Source organism: candidate division KSB1 bacterium (assembly GCA_016214895.1).
GTDB lineage: Bacteria > Electryoneota > RPQS01 > RPQS01 > RPQS01 > JACRMR01.
The window spans coordinates 373,522-389,626 of the sequence record JACRMR010000003.1 but is presented as its reverse complement, the minus strand read 5'-3'; the positions used below and the strand labels follow the sequence as shown (position 1 = coordinate 389,626).

Sequence of the window (16,105 nt, the reverse complement as noted above, 5' to 3'; positions counted from 1 at the left end):
GCCCCGGACACATTCGTTCGCCCCTGCCCGTCCCTATCCATCCACCTCGAACCAGCCACCGAGGCGAATGCCGAATCGAAAATTCAAACTGATCTACCTGTCGCACGACCTGACCAAGAAGGTCGAGCTGACCCTCAGCCATCGTAAGGTCCGCGGGTTGCTCTTGGCCTTGGCAGTGTTCTTCCTGGCGACCAATATCGTAGCCGGCCTGCTCGCAAGCTTCGTCCTGAACTCCCGCGAGAATGAGGCCCTCCAAACCGAAAACCAATCCCTGCGGGATCACCTCGGCCAAATCGAGACCCGCATCGCCGGATTGGGTGGCAATCTGAAAGAGCTGAGCGAGACCGACCGCGTGCTGCGCATGATGGCCGATCTCCCCGTCGTTGACCCGGATGTCCGCGACGTCGGGGTCGGCGGATCCGTGGAACCCGTTCCCACCGTCGCCGAGCAGCTTCCTGAGGTCAACAACGTGCTCTGGACGCTCGACCGGGTGCAGCGCGAACTGGAGCTGCAAAAGTCAAGCTTCGCCGAGATCCACTCCAAGATGACCGCGGACAAGGAGCGGCTGAAACACACGCCGACGTTGCGCCCGATCACGGGCGGCTATGTCTCGTCCGGCTTCGGTGTCCGGCGCGATCCGTTTACCAGTGACGTCGAAAACCACTCCGGTCTCGATATCACCCAGCAGCGCGGCACCCCGGTGCTCGCCGCCGGTGACGGTCAGGTCATGTACGCGGGCTACTATTCGAGTTACGGCAAGTTCGTGGTCATTGATCACGGCTTCGGCTACACCACCGCCTACGGTCATCTGCACGCGTACAACGTCCGCCATGGGCAATATGTGACCAAAGGCCAGACCGTCGGTCAGGTCGGCTCGACGGGGCGCGCCACCGGCTGCCATCTGCACTATGAAGTGCGCGTCAACGGCACCGCCGTCGATCCCTCCGATTACTTCTTCGATCAGGTCGCCGAACTCCCCGGCAGCGGAACGAAGAACTAAGCCGTCACCACTATTCAGATGTTGAAAAGCCCGGGCTTTGGTCCGGGCTTTTGCTGTGTTTTGGATGACGGATTCGGCCTACTTCAGTAACATCACTTTGTGGGTCTCCACGCGGCCGGCGAATTCAACGCGATAGAGATACACTCCGGCGGCGGCCGCGGACGCGTTCCAGTTCAGGCGCGTCAAGCCGGCGTCTAACCGCTTGTCAAGCAGCGTGGTGACCTTCTGCCCGAGCAGGTTGTAGATCTCGACCGTCGCGAGTCCGGCTTCGGGCAGCGTGAGCTCGATAGCGACGGAGTTGTTGAAGGGGTTGGGATGCGCGGTGGCGAGCGGCGCTGCGACGGTCTCATGCACCGACAACTCGTCTTCAATCGTCGCTTCGGCTGCTGATTGCTCCAGGCGTTCGTGGAAGACTTGCAGTCGGTTGCGCACGCTCTGCGCCTGTGCGCCCACGCTCAGCGCGCCCGCTCCGGCATCCATGAAGTCCACGAGCTGCGCGGTCTCCACGGCCCAACTACTGTCTTCGCCGGACGTCGGATCATTGCGTATCGCGTCCAACTCATTCCGCGCCTCATCAAAGTGAGCCGCCGCCAATAGGGCCCACACTGCTTCACAGCGAGCCGCGCGGCGCAGCTCCCCGGCTAAGGAATCGGTGGCCCAGATTGCCAGCAGTTCATCGTGCCGTTGCGTCGCAGGAACGGCATCGGCAAGCCCCGTGCGGAGATAGCCGCGTGCGGACCAGATTGCCTGTGAAGTTCCGGGGTATTGGTCAATCACCGCTGCATAGTCGTCGCTCGCGCCTGCGAAGTCGCCGGTCTGCTCTTTGGCGGCGGCGGTTTGGTAGGCTGCTTCCGGAACATTCAAGCCCGCAAGTGGAAACTCGACACAGCTGATTTCCGCGGTGGCCGGAGCGATATCGACGAACGCAGTGTCCGGACAGAAGTGGTCGTTGCCCGGTCCCGGAGGATCGGCCAGCGTGCCGCCGATCTCGTAGTAATTTTCTTTGAGATCGTGGACGAACGTAATCGAACAGCGCTGACTTTCGTCAAAGACAAGGCCGCCGTTGTTCGTGTTCCCCAGCGGATTCAAGCGGAAGGCGTTGTTGCCGCGACCCAGCGCGGGGAAGGAGTTGTTGAGCTTCAGCAAGGGCCGGAAATTGGAAGGAACTCCCACACAGACGCAATAGGGATTGCAACTCCCGCACCACGTGACGGTCACCGTATCGATCAACTTGTTCTTGCCCAAGCCCGAGTAGTTCCCGTTCATGACGATGTTGGCGTTGTTCGTGCAGGTGATTTGATTCTTCCAGTTGTGCTCGAACAGATTGCACTCCAACAGCGCGGTCGTTCCGCTGAAGAAGCCGCCGCCCCACCACGGAACCATGAACCCGCTGGCGCGCACTTCGTTGCCCGTGAACCGCGCGCGCTCGCCGGTCGTGCGGTCGCCGGACCAGTAGATGCCCACCTTGTCGCAGGATTCCAGCACGTTGTTTTCAAACGTGCCTGCGCTGGCGAGACCGAGGATCCCGTAGCGACAGTGCGTGAACAGATTGTGCTCGATCAGCGAATTCGCGGTGGTCACGTCATAGGCTTCGAGACCGTAGAAGCAGCTATCAAACGTACAGTTGTTGATCCATGTGTAATCGCCGCCCTGAATGAACACGACCGGTGCGCGCTTGAAAATGCAGTGCACGAGTTCCACGGAGTCCGCGTTCACGAAGTAGATCCCGCCGTTGCCCGTGTTCGAGGGAAACTCGAAGATGATGGGTTCTGCTTCCGTGCCCTTTGCCTGCAAAGTGCCGGAGATGTCGAGGTAGCCATTCTGAGAGAACGAGACGAGAGTGCCAGGGTTGACAGTCAAAACGCTGCCCGGTGCCGTGTTTAGCGTACCCGCGACTCTGACCGTGTCAAACCATGCATGCGGGTGTGTCATTGTACCTTGCCAGGAATTCGCGATGAGGTCTGCAGTGTAATTCCCGTTAGCCTCCACGCGGATGTTCCGCAGTGCTATGCCCGTGTTCCTGTTACGACGAACATTGAGTGGTGTGATTCGTGTCACGAATCGCGATGTCGGATTTGTATGATCGTCCATGAAAGTCCCTGGTCCAAAGAAGGAGCTTGAGCCACCTTCTCCCCGGTAACCGGCGGCAGCGGCAAACATGAATGAATGCGTGTCAGATCGCATCGTGAAGACGAAGTCCATTGAATCCATGCCCGTCTCTGAGTTCGGGACGCTGTCAAAGCGAACAACGTCCAAGGTATCATGCATAAGTGATTGACCGGCGTAGTAGGTGTAGGGGTGTCCGCCCACAATCTCGTAGTTCCAGTGACCCGACTCGGGTTCCACCTCCAGGTTTCGTGGAAATCGGCGCTGCATGTCTGCCCACCAGTTCTCTATGCGCCTCCATGCCAGCAATCCAGAATTCGGCCAATACCTTTCCCAATTCGAACTCCGATTGTGCGCGGTAACATAGAAATACTGGTAAGCATCGGATGCGAGCTTGAGTTTGTAGCACGAGCCCTGTTCCGAGTACGGAAGCGAGTTGTCCACGTAAGGCTGGATAGCCTGATCGAAACGCGTTGTAGAAACGTCCACTCGAGGGCTCCACTGCTCATCGACTCTCGACATGGGATTGAATATGGAGGGATACTTGATTGTGTCCCCGTTCGAGAACCCTCCGCTGGACATGATGTCGAAGCTCCCGAGAGCCATGTGTTCAAAGCGCCTACCGCCCTGATGGTTCCAATCGGGCTGGTATCCGCCCTCCCATGTGTGGCCGAATTCGTGTGCAATGAGTCCTAGCGACTCGAAGTAGTCAAAAGTGAGCCAGCCCGTGAAGCCTCTTGCAACTGTCACACCGCGGCGGGAGTGGAATTGATGGATCCCGCCGTACCCCATTACTCCGCCTCTTGGCGCGGGATTATTGGCCTCCTGATAACCATAGATCAGGAAGAACACAAAATCGACAATGCCGTCTGGACCGCCGCCGGGTGCTCCTCTTCGGTCATAATCGGCCATGTTGATTCGCTCATCCACCTGTTCCATTATGTCCGCAAAAAACGAGTCATATTCCGCAGTGCATGGCGTCGGCATCGAGCCACAGTTGTCGGGACAACTGTCACACCACATGTTTTCACCCGCTTGCCTTGCGCAGGGAATGTGCCGCGAATACCAACATGAATCGTCGTCACGCCGGGCAATGTCCCCGCGCACCAACAAGGCGCCGCGAGAGTTGTCAAGGCAGTAGTTCGTAAGGCTTCGTGGATAACTAGGACTCAACAGACTATCAGCGTACCAAGGAAGTTGCTTGTTCGTCCCGTCGACCATCCTACAATCGGATCCGCCAGCACAGAAGATAACAAGTGCAGTTATGGAGTCATCATCCAGTGTTGATGTTCCGCTCTGCGATGTGTCCATACCGCCGCAATAAAACGAGCCAAAATAGTCAGTTGGTATCTGAGCGATGAGCCTACCGCTCGTGACCACAAACATGAGGGCAAGCAAGCGAGCGATCATGACAGCCTCCTACTTAGTGACAAGAAAACGAGATGTCATCGGCCGACCTTCAGTACTTGCATGTAGCCAGTATGCACCGGATGGCAGTCGGACCACGATCGACGTCAGATCGACTTGCTGAAACGGTCGATAGTCGCCGAGTGGGACGTCGGCAACTCGTCGTCCGAGCAGGTTGCAAATGAGCAGTCTACTCGTATGTTGCGGAAGCGAAGCGACGAGTCCGCCATTTGTCGGATTCGGATAGACTCGCAGCACCCCACATTCCTGCGTCCCGCGGCGTTCCGCAGGACTCGAGTCCATCCGGTCGGAGTACCAAATATCTCCGGCGGTCGGTGGATCGCCGAACCGCGAGGCAAAGTACAGGCGTCGTCCGTCCGCCGTGACGCAGGGTGTGGTTTCGGTCGGGAAGCGTGCCAAGACGCGGTTGATATTTTCAGGGAGAGCCTCACCGATGGTCCAGCCGCTGTCTGTCAAATGGCTAACACAAAGTTGATCGCTTCGTCCCCAGAAGAAAAGTTCGGCGGTATCCAGGCCCATTGACGGGTAAGACTCGATGTCAAAGGTGTTCAGTCGTCCCGGAAGCAAACTCGGGGCGGACCATCCCGTCCCACTCATCGTGTCTCGCCGACATTCGTAGAAGTCCTCGCCGCCCATCCCTCCGCCGCGCCAACTTGAAAACAGCAGGCGTGCATTATCCGGTGTTGCACACACGGCGAACTCGATTCCACTGCTATTGATTGGTTCCGGCAGACATTCTGGCGCTCCCCACGAGGTATCCGAGTACCCAGTCCGAAATGACCAGAAGATGTCCCAGTCATTTCCCATGCTGACAAAATACAGGGTGTCGTCGCCGAGGGCCACGGTCGGGTTGCGCTCGTCGACACCCTCCTGGCAGAATGGCAGACGTGCAGGCTGTGTCCAGCCGTCTCCGTTTCGCGTCGATACGTACAGGTCGAAGTCTCCATGCCCCGCGCGATTCGACGAGAAGTAGAGAGTGGACCCGTCAGCAGTGATAAACGGACACCAATCCCAAGCCCATGTATTTATCCCTATAGTATCTTGAAACGTGTCGACCAGCACTGGATCCATCCATTGCCCACCCCCCCTTGCGGCACAAAACACCGTGGCTGCCACCGCAATGACAGATAAGCGCACCCAGCGCCACGGGGGTGGTGCAGCAAGTTCGCCTGATTCGGGTTTGCGGTGGGGCCACCGTGAAAAGAGTTTTGGCATCGCTCCGGCCTCCGGGTTTGATCGATAACAATAATCTACTCTACGCGATCAACATTGTCAACCCCCCCTCATCGCCCCCCCCCCCCCGCGCTATGCTCTGTATTATCATCAATTCCGCCCACTTCGCTCCGATTCATGAGACCCTTCGATTGAGGCGCGACATTAGTTCCTGAGCCGGGGGGCGCGCTGCAGTTCAAAAACGAAACCCTGCCAGCGATGACAGGGTTTCCCATAGTTCGAGCGACTGGCTATCAAAACCAGCCCGGGCGGTGTTACATCGTTGACTTGGCTTGATTCTCGCCTTGCGGTAACGGCCGGCCTGCCAGCTTGTAGAGCACGGGCAATACGATCAGAGTGAGTAACGTGGACGTTAGAATCCCGCCGATCACCACGGTTGCCAGCGGTCTTTGGACTTCCGATCCGACACTATTGGAAAACGCCATCGGTACGAAACCCAAAGCCGCCACCAGGGCAGTCATGATCACCGGGCGCATCCGCAGCGACCCGCTCGTGCGAATGGCGTCGGCCAGCGACCGGCCTTCCTGCTGCAGTTGGCGAATGGAAGAGACCAGCACCAGTCCGTTCAAGACCGCGATTCCTGAGAGCGCGATGAAGCCGACTCCCGCGGAGATCGTGAACGGCATCTGGCGTACCGCCAGTGCCAGTACGCCGCCCACCGCGGCCAACGGCACACCGCTGAATATGAGCAGCGCGTCGCGAACGGACTTGTACGTCCAATACAACAGTCCAAAGATCAGCAGCAAGGCAAGCGGCACCACAATCATCAGGCGTGCTCTGGCTCGTTCCAGATTCTCGAACTGCCCGCCGTAACGGACGTAGTAGCCCGCTTCAAACGACACCTCTTTGTCGATACGGGCGCGAAGTTCGTCGATAAATGTACCCACGTCGCGCCCGCGAACATTGCATTGCACTACCACGCGGCGCTTGCCCCACTCCCGCGAAATCGTGGACGGCCCTTCTGTCTGTCGCAACCGGGTTACTTGAAGCAACGGCACGAGTTCACCCTCCGGAGCCGGCAGGAGGATGCCGTCCATCGCTTCGGGCGTTCGCGTGAAGGCTTCGTCCATCCGCGCCACAAGTTCAAAGCGCCGCTGGCCCTCGCGAACCTCGCCCACCGGCGTGCCGCCGAGCGTCTGCACGGCCTCCAGAACGTCGGCGGATGATAGCGAGTAGCGCGATAACGCCTCCGCATCCACCTCAATCCTCAGGACGGGTTGCCCCGAGATTTGCTCCGTGGTCACATCCGCCGCGCCATCAGTCTCCTTGACGATCTGCTCAATCTGCAGTGCCTTCTCCTTCAGCACGTCCAAATCGTCGCCGAAAATCTTGATCCCGATATCCGTGCGAATGCCCGCAACCAGTTCATTGAAGCGCATCTCGATCGGCTGCGTGAAGACCAGATTCATCCCGGGCAGATCAGACAACTCCTCGTCCATCAGCGCGACCAGTTGCTGCTGATGGTCCGCGCGCGTCCATTCCTTGCGCGGTTTCAGCGAAACAAACACATCGGAGAGCTCCACGCCCATCGGGTCCGTGGCCAGCTCCGGCGTCCCGGTACGCGTCCATACTTCGGCAACCTCGTCGGGAAACTTCTCCTGCAAAATGGCCTCGACACGCTCGCCGTTTTCCCGCGATTGGTCGAGCGAGACTCCCGCCAGACGGATCAGGTTGACGACGACGCTGCCCTCGGAGAGCCGGGGCACGAATTCTGAACCCAGCCTCATGAAAACGACCGCCGCGACCACCACCAACAGCACGGCAACGGTCAAAACCGGTTTGGCGTGGCGAAGTGCCCAGTTCAACACCGGTTGATACAACCCGCGCAGGAAATCTACGATCTTCGGTTCGCGTTCCTTTGCCGTAGCCGGAAGAAACAGCGCGCAAAGCGCCGGGACAACCGTGAACGAGAGTAACAACGAACCCGCTAGGACAAAGATGACCGTCAGCGCCATCGGCTGAAATAACCGGCCTTCCACGCCTTGCAGCGTGAGCACCGGCAGATAGACCAGCATAATGATGAGTTCGCCGAACATCGTCGGCTTACGCACTTCAAGAATGGCGTCTTTGATCACCTGCAACCGGCTGCGCTGCTCCGAATGGTGACCCAAACGGCGCATGACATTCTCAACCTGGATCACCGAATTGTCCACCGCCAATCCAAAATCAATCGCACCGAGGCTCATCAAGCTGCCGGCGATGCTCGTTTGCAGCATCAAACTGAATGCGAACAGCATGGAAAGGGGAATCGACAGTGCTACCAGGATACTGGCCCGGATGTTCCCCAGAAACAGGAACAGCACCGCGATCACCAGCGCCGCACCATAGAACAAGTTGTGCTGAACGGTGTCCAACACTTGATCCACAAGCTGCGAGCGCTCGTACACCACATGAGCTTCGACGCCCGGCGGAAGGGTCTCGATCGCCGCGCGCAGCTGCTGTTCAAGATCCCGCGCTACACGCTGCGGGTTTTCGCCGGTCAGCATAAATCCGAGGCCCAGCACGGCCTCGCCCTGACCGTTGTACGTAACGGCCGCCATGCGCAGCGCATGTCCAATCACGACGTCACCGATATCATCCACATGGATGGGCGTGCCGTCGCGGGTGTCCACCACGATCCGTTCGATGTCCTCGCGCTTGGTCAACGCGCCTACGCCCTGCACCACAAACTGCTCACCGGCCCGCGTCGTGACCCCGCCGCCGACATTCTGGTGGCCGCGCCGCAGCGCTTCCACCACGTCGGCAACTGTCAAGCGGAACGCCGCGAGTCGCGCCGGATCCAGCAACACCTGATATTGCTTCTCGAAACCTCCCCAACTGTTTACCTCCACGACGCCGGGCACCGCCTGCAATTGAGGCTTCAATAACCAATCCTGCGCTTCGCGTGCCGCGGTAGCGTCCCCGGATTTGCCGATCACGATATAGTGAAATATTTCGCCCAGACCCGTCGAGATCGGACCGAGTCGCGGACGTTCGATGCCCTCCGGAAGTTCGACCGTGGACAACCGCTCACTGACCTGCTGCCGGGCGCGATAAACGTCCGTGCCTTCCGCGAATACGCAGGTCACCTGCGAGAGTCCAAACTTGGAAATGGAGCGGATCTCCGTCAGTCCCGCCAGACCCGAAAGCTCCCGCTCGATGCTCATCGTGACCTGCGATTCCACATCCTCCGGCGCGTATCCCGGAATCGACGTGTTCACCTGGACCATCGCCGGCGTAATATCCGGCATGGCATCGAACGGAAGCTGAGAAAGGGAGATCAGACCGGCAATCGCCAGGAACCCGCCCATGGCGAGTACCGGCCAGCGATACCGAATCACCCACTCGATGATGTAGTTGAGCATCCGCGCTTAGGCTCCGGTGCCGCAGCAGCCCGCTCCGATGCTACCCTTCATCAATTCCGTCTTCAGCAGGTAGCTGCCGTGAGTCACGATCTTCTCGCCGGGTTGCAGCCCCGTTACCACATATCCCTGATCGTCAACAAAGGCCACGGTGATCTTGCGCGGACGGAAGCGGTCTCGCGTCTCCGATACGAAGACGACATTGCAGCAGCCTTCCCACTGCACCGCCGACGGCGGAACGATCACCGCCGCTGACGAAGTTCCTACCGAAACTTGCACGTGAACAAACTGATGTGCCTTGAGCGCGTTGCCGTTGGGACGGGTTTCGATTCGCACTTTACCCATGCGGCTCAGCGGATCCACCTGATCGGAGACCCACGTCACAGTGCCCGAACATCGATTCACGCCCTGCCCGTCCGACGAAACGACGACCGGTTGCCCGACTTTCACGCGCGCAAGATCCCGGTCGCGAACCTGCGCCTCAATCCACAGCTTCTCGGTCGATGCAATCAGGCCGATCGACTCACCGGCGGACAGCACCGATCCCAACGCGACGCGCTGATCCACGAGAGTCCCGGATTGCCCGGCATTCAGTGGAAGCAGAGCGCTTGAGCCATCACCGTCGGCCAGCTGTCGCAGATCGTCGTCGGTCAAGCCCAGCGCTCTTAGCGCGCCCTCCGACTTCCGAAATTCCGCCTGGGCACGCAAGTAATCGGCCTCAGCTTCCTGAGCCTCGCGAGCGCTGTTCAGCCCGGCCTTACTCAGGGCCTGAGCACGATCATGCGCATTCTTCGATAAGTTCAGCAGGGCCTGCGCCTGGCCAAACTCGGCCTTCAAGGTTGCACCATCGATGGACTGCATATACGCGAGAGTCTGGCCCTGCCGAACCGACTCGCCCGGTTGCACCAGCCAGTTGATCAAGGTGCCGCCCACAAGACTGGTGACCGCATACGATGCTGTCGCATCGAACTCCACTTCAGCCGGGGCGTTGATGGTCTCCGATAGCGATGCGGCCTGAACTTCCTCCACCAGCAGTCCGGCCCGCCGGGCACTTTCGATACTGGTGAGCTGAACCACGGCCTGGTCGGTGGCGCAGGCGGCGGCATTCGTACGATAGAGCGCTGTTTCCGGTTGACCGGCTGGCGTCAAGCCACTTTCCTCTTTGAGCTTGGACTTCTGCTTCAGGTAGTCCGCTTCCTGCGGGAATTTCAGGCCGAGGTTGCACCGGTAACAATGCGATTCCGGAATGCCGTGAGCACCACACCAATCCCCGTCCGCCTTGAATTTCGCCGCCAGTTCAGGATGACACTTGGTACACTGCGATTCCGGGACGCGATGCTCGACGCACCAGTCCGCCGCCGCCGGAGTCGCAACTTCCGCCTTGCCCGTTCGCTGCTTGGGATCCTGGGCAAACGACAAATCCGGATTGCACTGATAGCAATGCGATTCCGGAATGCCGTGCGGCTTGCACCAGTCGCCCTTCGCTTTGAAGGCCTCGACCAATGAAGGGTTGCACTTGGTGCATTCGGATTCGGGTACCCGATGCGCGGAGCACCAGTCCGCTGCCGCCGGGCTTGCGCTTGCCGCGGAATTCTCAGCGGTCCCCACTGAAATCGTCCCGAACTTCTTCGCCAGTTCCGGATGGCAAAGATCGTCTTGTGATTCCGGCAGGCGATGCTCAAGGCACCAATCGCCCTTCTGCTTGAATGCCGCCGCGAGTTCCGGATGACAACGGGTACAAAGACTGTCGGCGATCCCGTGTTCCGCACAGGGGGCACCGGAATAGGTGGAGGCGGGACCTGCGTTCTGCTCGCTCTGCGACAACACGACCGTCGCCGCGGCAAGCAGCACCGCGAAAAACACGATGAGGCTGATTCGAAGAAGCTTCATCTGAGCACTCCTGTCTATGGAAAGATGGATTGAACTGATTCCGACAACAAAAAACGCCGCTGTGAGCCAGCGGCGTCAAAAGACACTGTCTCACCTGCTAAGATCAAAACGATGTGATCTCCGTCACGAGTGGACGGAGTCCTACATCGGAAAAGTCAGCAGGTGGCTATCGGAGGACGATCGGGTAGGTCAATAATCCCTTCAGGCAGGAGACCCGCACGCTCCGGATTCACGGCGACTTCAGGGGTCTGAACGACCGTGAAAACTACCGGGTCTGTCACATGCGCCGGTGAAGCACAAGAACAACTGCAAATTTCTGTAGATATTGAACATCCATCAGTATCCATGCAGCAATCATCCAGCTCGCAAGCGGCGTTGCTTGCAAACCACAAGATGAATACTAACAGGCTCAGAATGCCTTGTGACATGGAGGTGGTGGAACGCATCATCTTTTTCAATATCGGATAATTTTGAAACGAAGTCAAGTATCCGGAAGTTCCTGACCCGGATCTTCACGAAAAGCCGCCCGTGGCCGCGCAGCGAAACCCAGACGTCGGGAGTGCCGGGTGATCGGCTTGACTCTCTCGCGATAAGTGCGTATATTCAAATAATCATTTGAATATTTGAGTTTGACCCGTGACGACATCCCGCGAGCTTAAGGACCGGCTCTTCACTCAGTTTGCCCGTATCGGCAGCGCGCTCGCAAGCCCTAAACGACTGGAGCTGCTGGATTTACTTGTCCAGTGCGAGAAAGACGTCGAGACCCTCGCTGCCGGATCCGGGATGAGTGTGGCCAACACGTCACATCATCTACAGGCCCTGCACGGGGCCGCACTGGTGGAATCCCGGAAGGACGGAGTCCGGGTGATTTACCGCATCGCCGGAAACCGGGTCGCACCGTTGTTTCGCAACCTCCAGCAACTGGCCGAGACTCAGTTAGGGGAGGTTGAACGAATTGTGAAGCTGCTGAATCAAGAAGACGGTGCGCTGGCTCCGATGGACCGCAAGGAGTTGCTGAAGCTTGCAAAGACCGGGCAAGTAACCGTGCTCGATGTCCGACCGGAGGATGAGTACCGGGCAGCACATCTGCCCCATGCGATCTCCGTGCCGCTGCCGAAACTGAGGAGCTATCTCAGCCACTTGCCCAAGACGCAAGCGATCGTGGCCTACTGCCGGGGGCCATACTGCGTGCTCGCCGGTGAGGCCGTACGACTGCTGCGGGCTAAAGGATTCCATGCTTCGCGCATCCGAGACGGAGTCGCCGAATGGCAGGAAGCGGGAATGTCCATCGTCGCCGACAGCAATCCGCCGCGCCCGTCGTCCGTGCCCCGCCCACGATAACACCGTGATCCCATCGTGTTACCGGGTGACTCCCAGGCCTGTCGAAGCCGCCGTTTTCGTCACTAACGTGAACCGATCTGGTAATAGGATCCGAATATCACCTTCGGCCAGGCAACGTGGCTTCAGCCCGTTGTCGGAGACGAAGGTCAAGGGGCTGAAGCGCCTGCCCCCCCCCTGCTGCCATATTGGAATCGGTTCGTCTAAAGGAGACCGTGTCATGCTTCATTTAGCTTTCAGCATGCTTGCCGCAATAATCCTCGTGGTCACCGGGAGCGCCGCAGCGTCTCCGCCGGCCGTAGGAATCATCGGCAACTCGCGCACCTGCCTCGCCTGCCATGCCGACAACGGGCCATGGACAGCCGGACCCGATCTGATCTTGGATCTGATCGACAAAGACACTCAACAGAGTCTGCGCCAACCTGACGGCAGCTTTCTGCTCACTGCCCGGCGCGGTACCGCAGTGACGGCGCTCGCCGTCATCGGCTATCGCGCCGCCGCAGCGGAGCAGAGTCCCCGTCGAAACGGCTGGATCATGCTCGATACCACCGCGATCGGCGGCGCGTCACTGTCCAAATTCGCTCCCGGCTGGGAGATCAACTTGCCCTATGGATGTCGCATTGTCGGCGACAAGCTCGCCGCCTACCCGGATGCCGCGCTGACCACGGCTCCGATCACCATCCGGCCCACGGAAACGGCGATGAACGCTGAGGTGTCTTTTCAAGCGATGCTCACGAGCGGCGAAGCCGTGAAAGGCCAGGCGAAGTCCGGACTCCTCGGCAACTACATGGAACGTACGCTTCACCTGCGCGTCTCCAACTAACGTGCGCATGACCGGCCGGATCACCGGGGAGATGAAATGACTTCAAAGCAAGTGGTCATCGTGGGGGGCGGTGTCGGCGGCATCACGGCCGCCAATGAACTCAGAGCGCGCCTTTCGAAGAAACATCGGGTGGTGCTCGTCGAGCGCAACCGCGAACATGCTTTCGCCCCGTCCTATCTGTGGGTCATGACCGGCAATCGACAGCCGCGCCAGATTACCCGCGATTTGCGCACGTTGTTGCGGCCCGACGTGGAGCTGGTTCAGGCCGATGTCAAGTCCGTCGATATTTCCGCCGGTCGCGTCGAAACCAGCACCCGGTCGCTTGACTTTGATTTCCTGATTATCGCGCTCGGTGCGGAGCTGGCGCCGGAACTCGTTCCCGGACTTGACGACACCGCGCACACCTTCTACACGCTGCCCGGCTCGATCCGCCTGCATGACGCGTTGCGCGCTTGCACTGGCGGCAAGATCGCCGTGGTCGTAGCAGGAACTCCGTATAAGTGTCCCGGCGCGCCCCACGAAGGGGCGATGCTGATCGCCGACTGCATGCGGCGCCGCGGACTGACAACAGCCACCCAAGTTCATCTCTTTACTCCCGAGCCGCAGCCGTTGCCGGTGGCCGGTCCCGAACTGGGGGAACTGGTGCGAAGTCTTCTGCTCAGCAAAGGAATAGAGTTCCACCCGCTCCACAAATTGAACCGTGTAGATACCGGGGCCAAACAACTAATCTTTGATACCCGGGGATCAGTTGACTACGATCTGCTCGTTGTGATCCCGCCGCATCGCGCACCGGAGGCCTTGCGAATCTCAAATCTGACAAACGAAGGCGGCTGGGTACCGGTGGATCGCAACTCGCTGGCAACGCACCACGAAAACGTGTTCGCGCTGGGTGATGCCGCCGCACTTTCGATCCCGGGACGGTGGAAACCCGAAGTCCCGATGATGCTGCCGAAAGCCGGAGTCTTCGCCCATGCGCAGGCTCACACCGTGGCCCGGAACCTCGCAGCCCGGCTCGAAGGGCGTGACCCGACCGATCTGTTCTGCGGTGATGGTTACTGCATGCTCGAAGTCGGGGAAGACCTGGCCGGCTTTGCCCACGGGAATTTCTTCGGTGAACCGTCGCCACAAGTCCAGCTAAAGCGCGTCGGCAAGAGCTGGCACATCGGCAAGGTGCTGTTTGAGCAATGGTGGTTGGCACCGTTTGGCCTCAAGCGCGCTCTGCTGCGAAATATATTGCGATGGGGTGCCAAAGGCTATGGGATCCCGGACGTTCTCTGACACGCAAGGTAAGGAAACCGGCACATGAACTATCTCGTCATCCTCAACGATCCGCCGTACGGCACGGAACGATCGTACAACGGTTTGCGCTTGACCATGAGTCTGGCAAAACGGCCGGACACCGAGGTCAAGTTGTTTCTAATGGCGGATGCCGCGGCCTGCGGAAAGGCCGGACAGCGGACACCCGACGGTTACTACAATCTCGAGCGAATGCTGAAAAGCCTGGCGACCAGAGGCGTTCCCATCGGCGCTTGCGGCAGCTGTCTTGACGCGCGCGGGATCGCCGTGAGTGAACTGCTGACCGGCGTCCATCGGGGATCGATGGACGAGCTGACAGATTGGACAGTCTGGGCGGACAAGGTGACCGTGTTCTGATTCAGCATCGGACAAACGCGGAATGCGAAAGTGTCCGCGGACCCTCGAACGCAAGAAAGGCGGACCGCGAAGTTCGCCTTTCCCATGCTCCCGTCGGGCCAGTTGCCGAATCATTCTAACCGTGAATCCGCAGCCCCAGGCTCAGCACCTGCCCCGTCAATGGCACTCGATGCGCGCGCAGCGTCTTGGTCGCCGTGGGCGCGTCGTGCTCCTCGGAAACAAACGTCTGCTGCGGAATCTGCAGTGACTCCGCGATCACCGCCGTGAAGGCCGCCTGCACGCTGAGCCAGCGCAGGAAGTAGTAGTCCACGCTCGCCAGCAGGTTCGCGGCGTAAACCTGATCACGCTTCGAGTAGCAGAACGGGCACTTGTCGAACCGCTGATAGGTCGCGTAGTCAATCCACCCGAGATAGCTGCCGACTTCCGCCGTCATCCGCTCCGCACCGACGCCGAAGCTGATTTCCGGTCCCGCGTTCGATTTCAACGGCAGCGCGAGCACGGTCATGCGCGCGCCGATCGCCGACGTTTCGAGCGCTTCGCTCTCCCGGTTCCTGCCGTCAACCCAGACTTGATGCGCGCCGCGATAATACGCTCCCAATCGCACGCGCGGCACCACGTTGCAATCGACCGAGAGATTGAGGGGCACCCCAGACGCACGCGATTGCGGATAGTTCGACCAGCTCTCGCCAACGCCCAGCAAGTCCGCGTCCCCGTCGTCGCCACCGAAGCCCGCGTCGGTGAAGGCACTGCTGATCTGATTGTCCGCCTGGCCCCACTGTACTCCCGAACTCACGCCGAAATGCAATCGACTCAACCACGGTTTCACCCAACTATTTGCGAATTCCGAATTCTCCCCGATGCCGGTCTCCGCAGCCATCGTCGCGCCGGCAAATAACAGCACGACGAGCATCGACAGCGCTTTCATGATCGGTTCTCCTTCGGTATAATGAAGTGAGCTAACGAATCACAAATCTGGATGGCAAAGGGCGGGTCAACTTGGACCCGCCCCCTGCGCATGCCTCGCGCGGCACACGTTATACTTTTCGCTTTCCTGTCCACTGGTTGCGCAACGGCACCCGACGAAGGACACCGTACGTTAACCGCCGCAAGCGCTCCATTGCCACGAATGGGCGAGCGGACTCAGACTCATCCTGACGCGTACCGCGCGGCCACCACCGTTTGAACATGGTCCGCACTTTCATGGGGTTCCTCATGGGAGCACCCCCTTCCTCTTATTAGACTTTGCCAATTCGGCGAAAGTTGCTGAAGAGGGATGAGGGATGAAGTGCATCC

Annotated in this window: 11 protein-coding genes; 6 read left to right on the top strand and 5 right to left on the bottom strand. The window is 59.4% G+C overall.

The genetic code is table 11. The features are described 5' to 3' along the window. Positions 1 to 67: 67 nt before the first annotated feature. A complete protein-coding gene (locus HZB60_03465) occupies positions 68 to 1,000 on the top strand; it encodes a M23 family metallopeptidase (protein MBI5058827.1) in 933 nt (310 codons plus the stop codon). Positions 1,001 to 1,078: 78 nt separating this feature from the next. Here the strand turns inward: HZB60_03465 and HZB60_03460 are convergent, their stop codons facing one another. The 4 genes from HZB60_03460 to HZB60_03445 all read right to left on the bottom strand — a co-directional run bounded on the left by HZB60_03460 (position 1,079) and on the right by HZB60_03445 (position 10,998). After that, on the bottom strand, positions 1,079 to 3,595 hold the full coding sequence (locus HZB60_03460; GenBank protein ID MBI5058826.1) for a T9SS type A sorting domain-containing protein: 2,517 nt from the start codon (positions 3,593 to 3,595) through the stop codon (positions 1,079 to 1,081). 930 nt (positions 3,596 to 4,525) lie between these two features. Next, on the bottom strand, positions 4,526 to 5,605 hold the full coding sequence (locus HZB60_03455) for a PD40 domain-containing protein (GenBank protein ID MBI5058825.1): 1,080 nt from the start codon (positions 5,603 to 5,605) through the stop codon (positions 4,526 to 4,528). A 416-nt stretch (positions 5,606 to 6,021) separates the two neighbouring features. After that, entirely contained in the window at positions 6,022 to 9,111 is a 3,090-nt protein-coding gene (locus HZB60_03450) for an efflux RND transporter permease subunit (GenBank protein MBI5058824.1), read from the bottom strand. Between the two features lie 6 nt (positions 9,112 to 9,117). Continuing rightward, complete coding sequence (locus HZB60_03445; protein ID MBI5058823.1) at positions 9,118 to 10,998, bottom strand: efflux RND transporter periplasmic adaptor subunit; 1,881 nt, start codon at positions 10,996 to 10,998, stop codon at positions 9,118 to 9,120. Between the two features lie 258 nt (positions 10,999 to 11,256). Here HZB60_03445 and HZB60_03440 point away from each other — a divergent pair, with 258 nt between their 5' ends. The 5 genes from HZB60_03440 to HZB60_03420 all read left to right on the top strand — a co-directional run bounded on the left by HZB60_03440 (position 11,257) and on the right by HZB60_03420 (position 14,812). Further along, positions 11,257 to 11,466: a hypothetical protein gene (locus HZB60_03440; GenBank protein ID MBI5058822.1), complete on the top strand. Its 210-nt coding sequence runs from the start codon at positions 11,257 to 11,259 to the stop codon at positions 11,464 to 11,466. A 168-nt stretch (positions 11,467 to 11,634) separates the two neighbouring features. After that, positions 11,635 to 12,339, top strand: a complete 705-nt coding sequence (locus tag HZB60_03435) for a metalloregulator ArsR/SmtB family transcription factor (GenBank protein MBI5058821.1) — start codon at positions 11,635 to 11,637, stop codon at positions 12,337 to 12,339. Positions 12,340 to 12,556: 217 nt separating this feature from the next. Further along, positions 12,557 to 13,159, top strand: coding sequence for a hypothetical protein (locus HZB60_03430; protein ID MBI5058820.1), 603 nt, complete (start codon positions 12,557 to 12,559; stop codon positions 13,157 to 13,159). 36 nt (positions 13,160 to 13,195) lie between these two features. Further along, complete coding sequence (locus HZB60_03425; GenBank protein MBI5058819.1) at positions 13,196 to 14,437, top strand: FAD-dependent oxidoreductase; 1,242 nt, start codon at positions 13,196 to 13,198, stop codon at positions 14,435 to 14,437. Between the two features lie 24 nt (positions 14,438 to 14,461). Next, a complete protein-coding gene (locus HZB60_03420; GenBank protein ID MBI5058818.1) occupies positions 14,462 to 14,812 on the top strand; it encodes a DsrE family protein in 351 nt (116 codons plus the stop codon). A 115-nt stretch (positions 14,813 to 14,927) separates the two neighbouring features. Here the strand turns inward: HZB60_03420 and HZB60_03415 are convergent, their stop codons facing one another. Continuing rightward, a complete protein-coding gene (locus HZB60_03415) occupies positions 14,928 to 15,737 on the bottom strand; it encodes a hypothetical protein (GenBank protein ID MBI5058817.1) in 810 nt (269 codons plus the stop codon). Positions 15,738 to 16,105 lie beyond the last annotated feature (368 nt).

Bases quoted from the DNA above. Each gene is read 5' to 3' on its own strand.
- HZB60_03455 (MBI5058825.1), bottom strand. From the start codon at position 5,605: ATGGATCCAGTGCTGGTCGACACGTTTCAAGATACTATAGGGATAAAT.
- HZB60_03430 (MBI5058820.1), top strand. From the start codon at position 12,557: ATGCTTCATTTAGCTTTCAGCATGCTTGCCGCAATAATCCTCGTGGTC.
- HZB60_03420 (MBI5058818.1), top strand. From the start codon at position 14,462: ATGAACTATCTCGTCATCCTCAACGATCCGCCGTACGGCACGGAACGA.
- HZB60_03445 (MBI5058823.1), bottom strand. From the start codon at position 10,998: ATGAAGCTTCTTCGAATCAGCCTCATCGTGTTTTTCGCGGTGCTGCTT.
- HZB60_03425 (MBI5058819.1), top strand. From the start codon at position 13,196: ATGACTTCAAAGCAAGTGGTCATCGTGGGGGGCGGTGTCGGCGGCATC.
- HZB60_03465 (MBI5058827.1), top strand. From the start codon at position 68: ATGCCGAATCGAAAATTCAAACTGATCTACCTGTCGCACGACCTGACC.
- HZB60_03415 (MBI5058817.1), bottom strand. From the start codon at position 15,737: ATGAAAGCGCTGTCGATGCTCGTCGTGCTGTTATTTGCCGGCGCGACG.
- HZB60_03450 (MBI5058824.1), bottom strand. From the start codon at position 9,111: ATGCTCAACTACATCATCGAGTGGGTGATTCGGTATCGCTGGCCGGTA.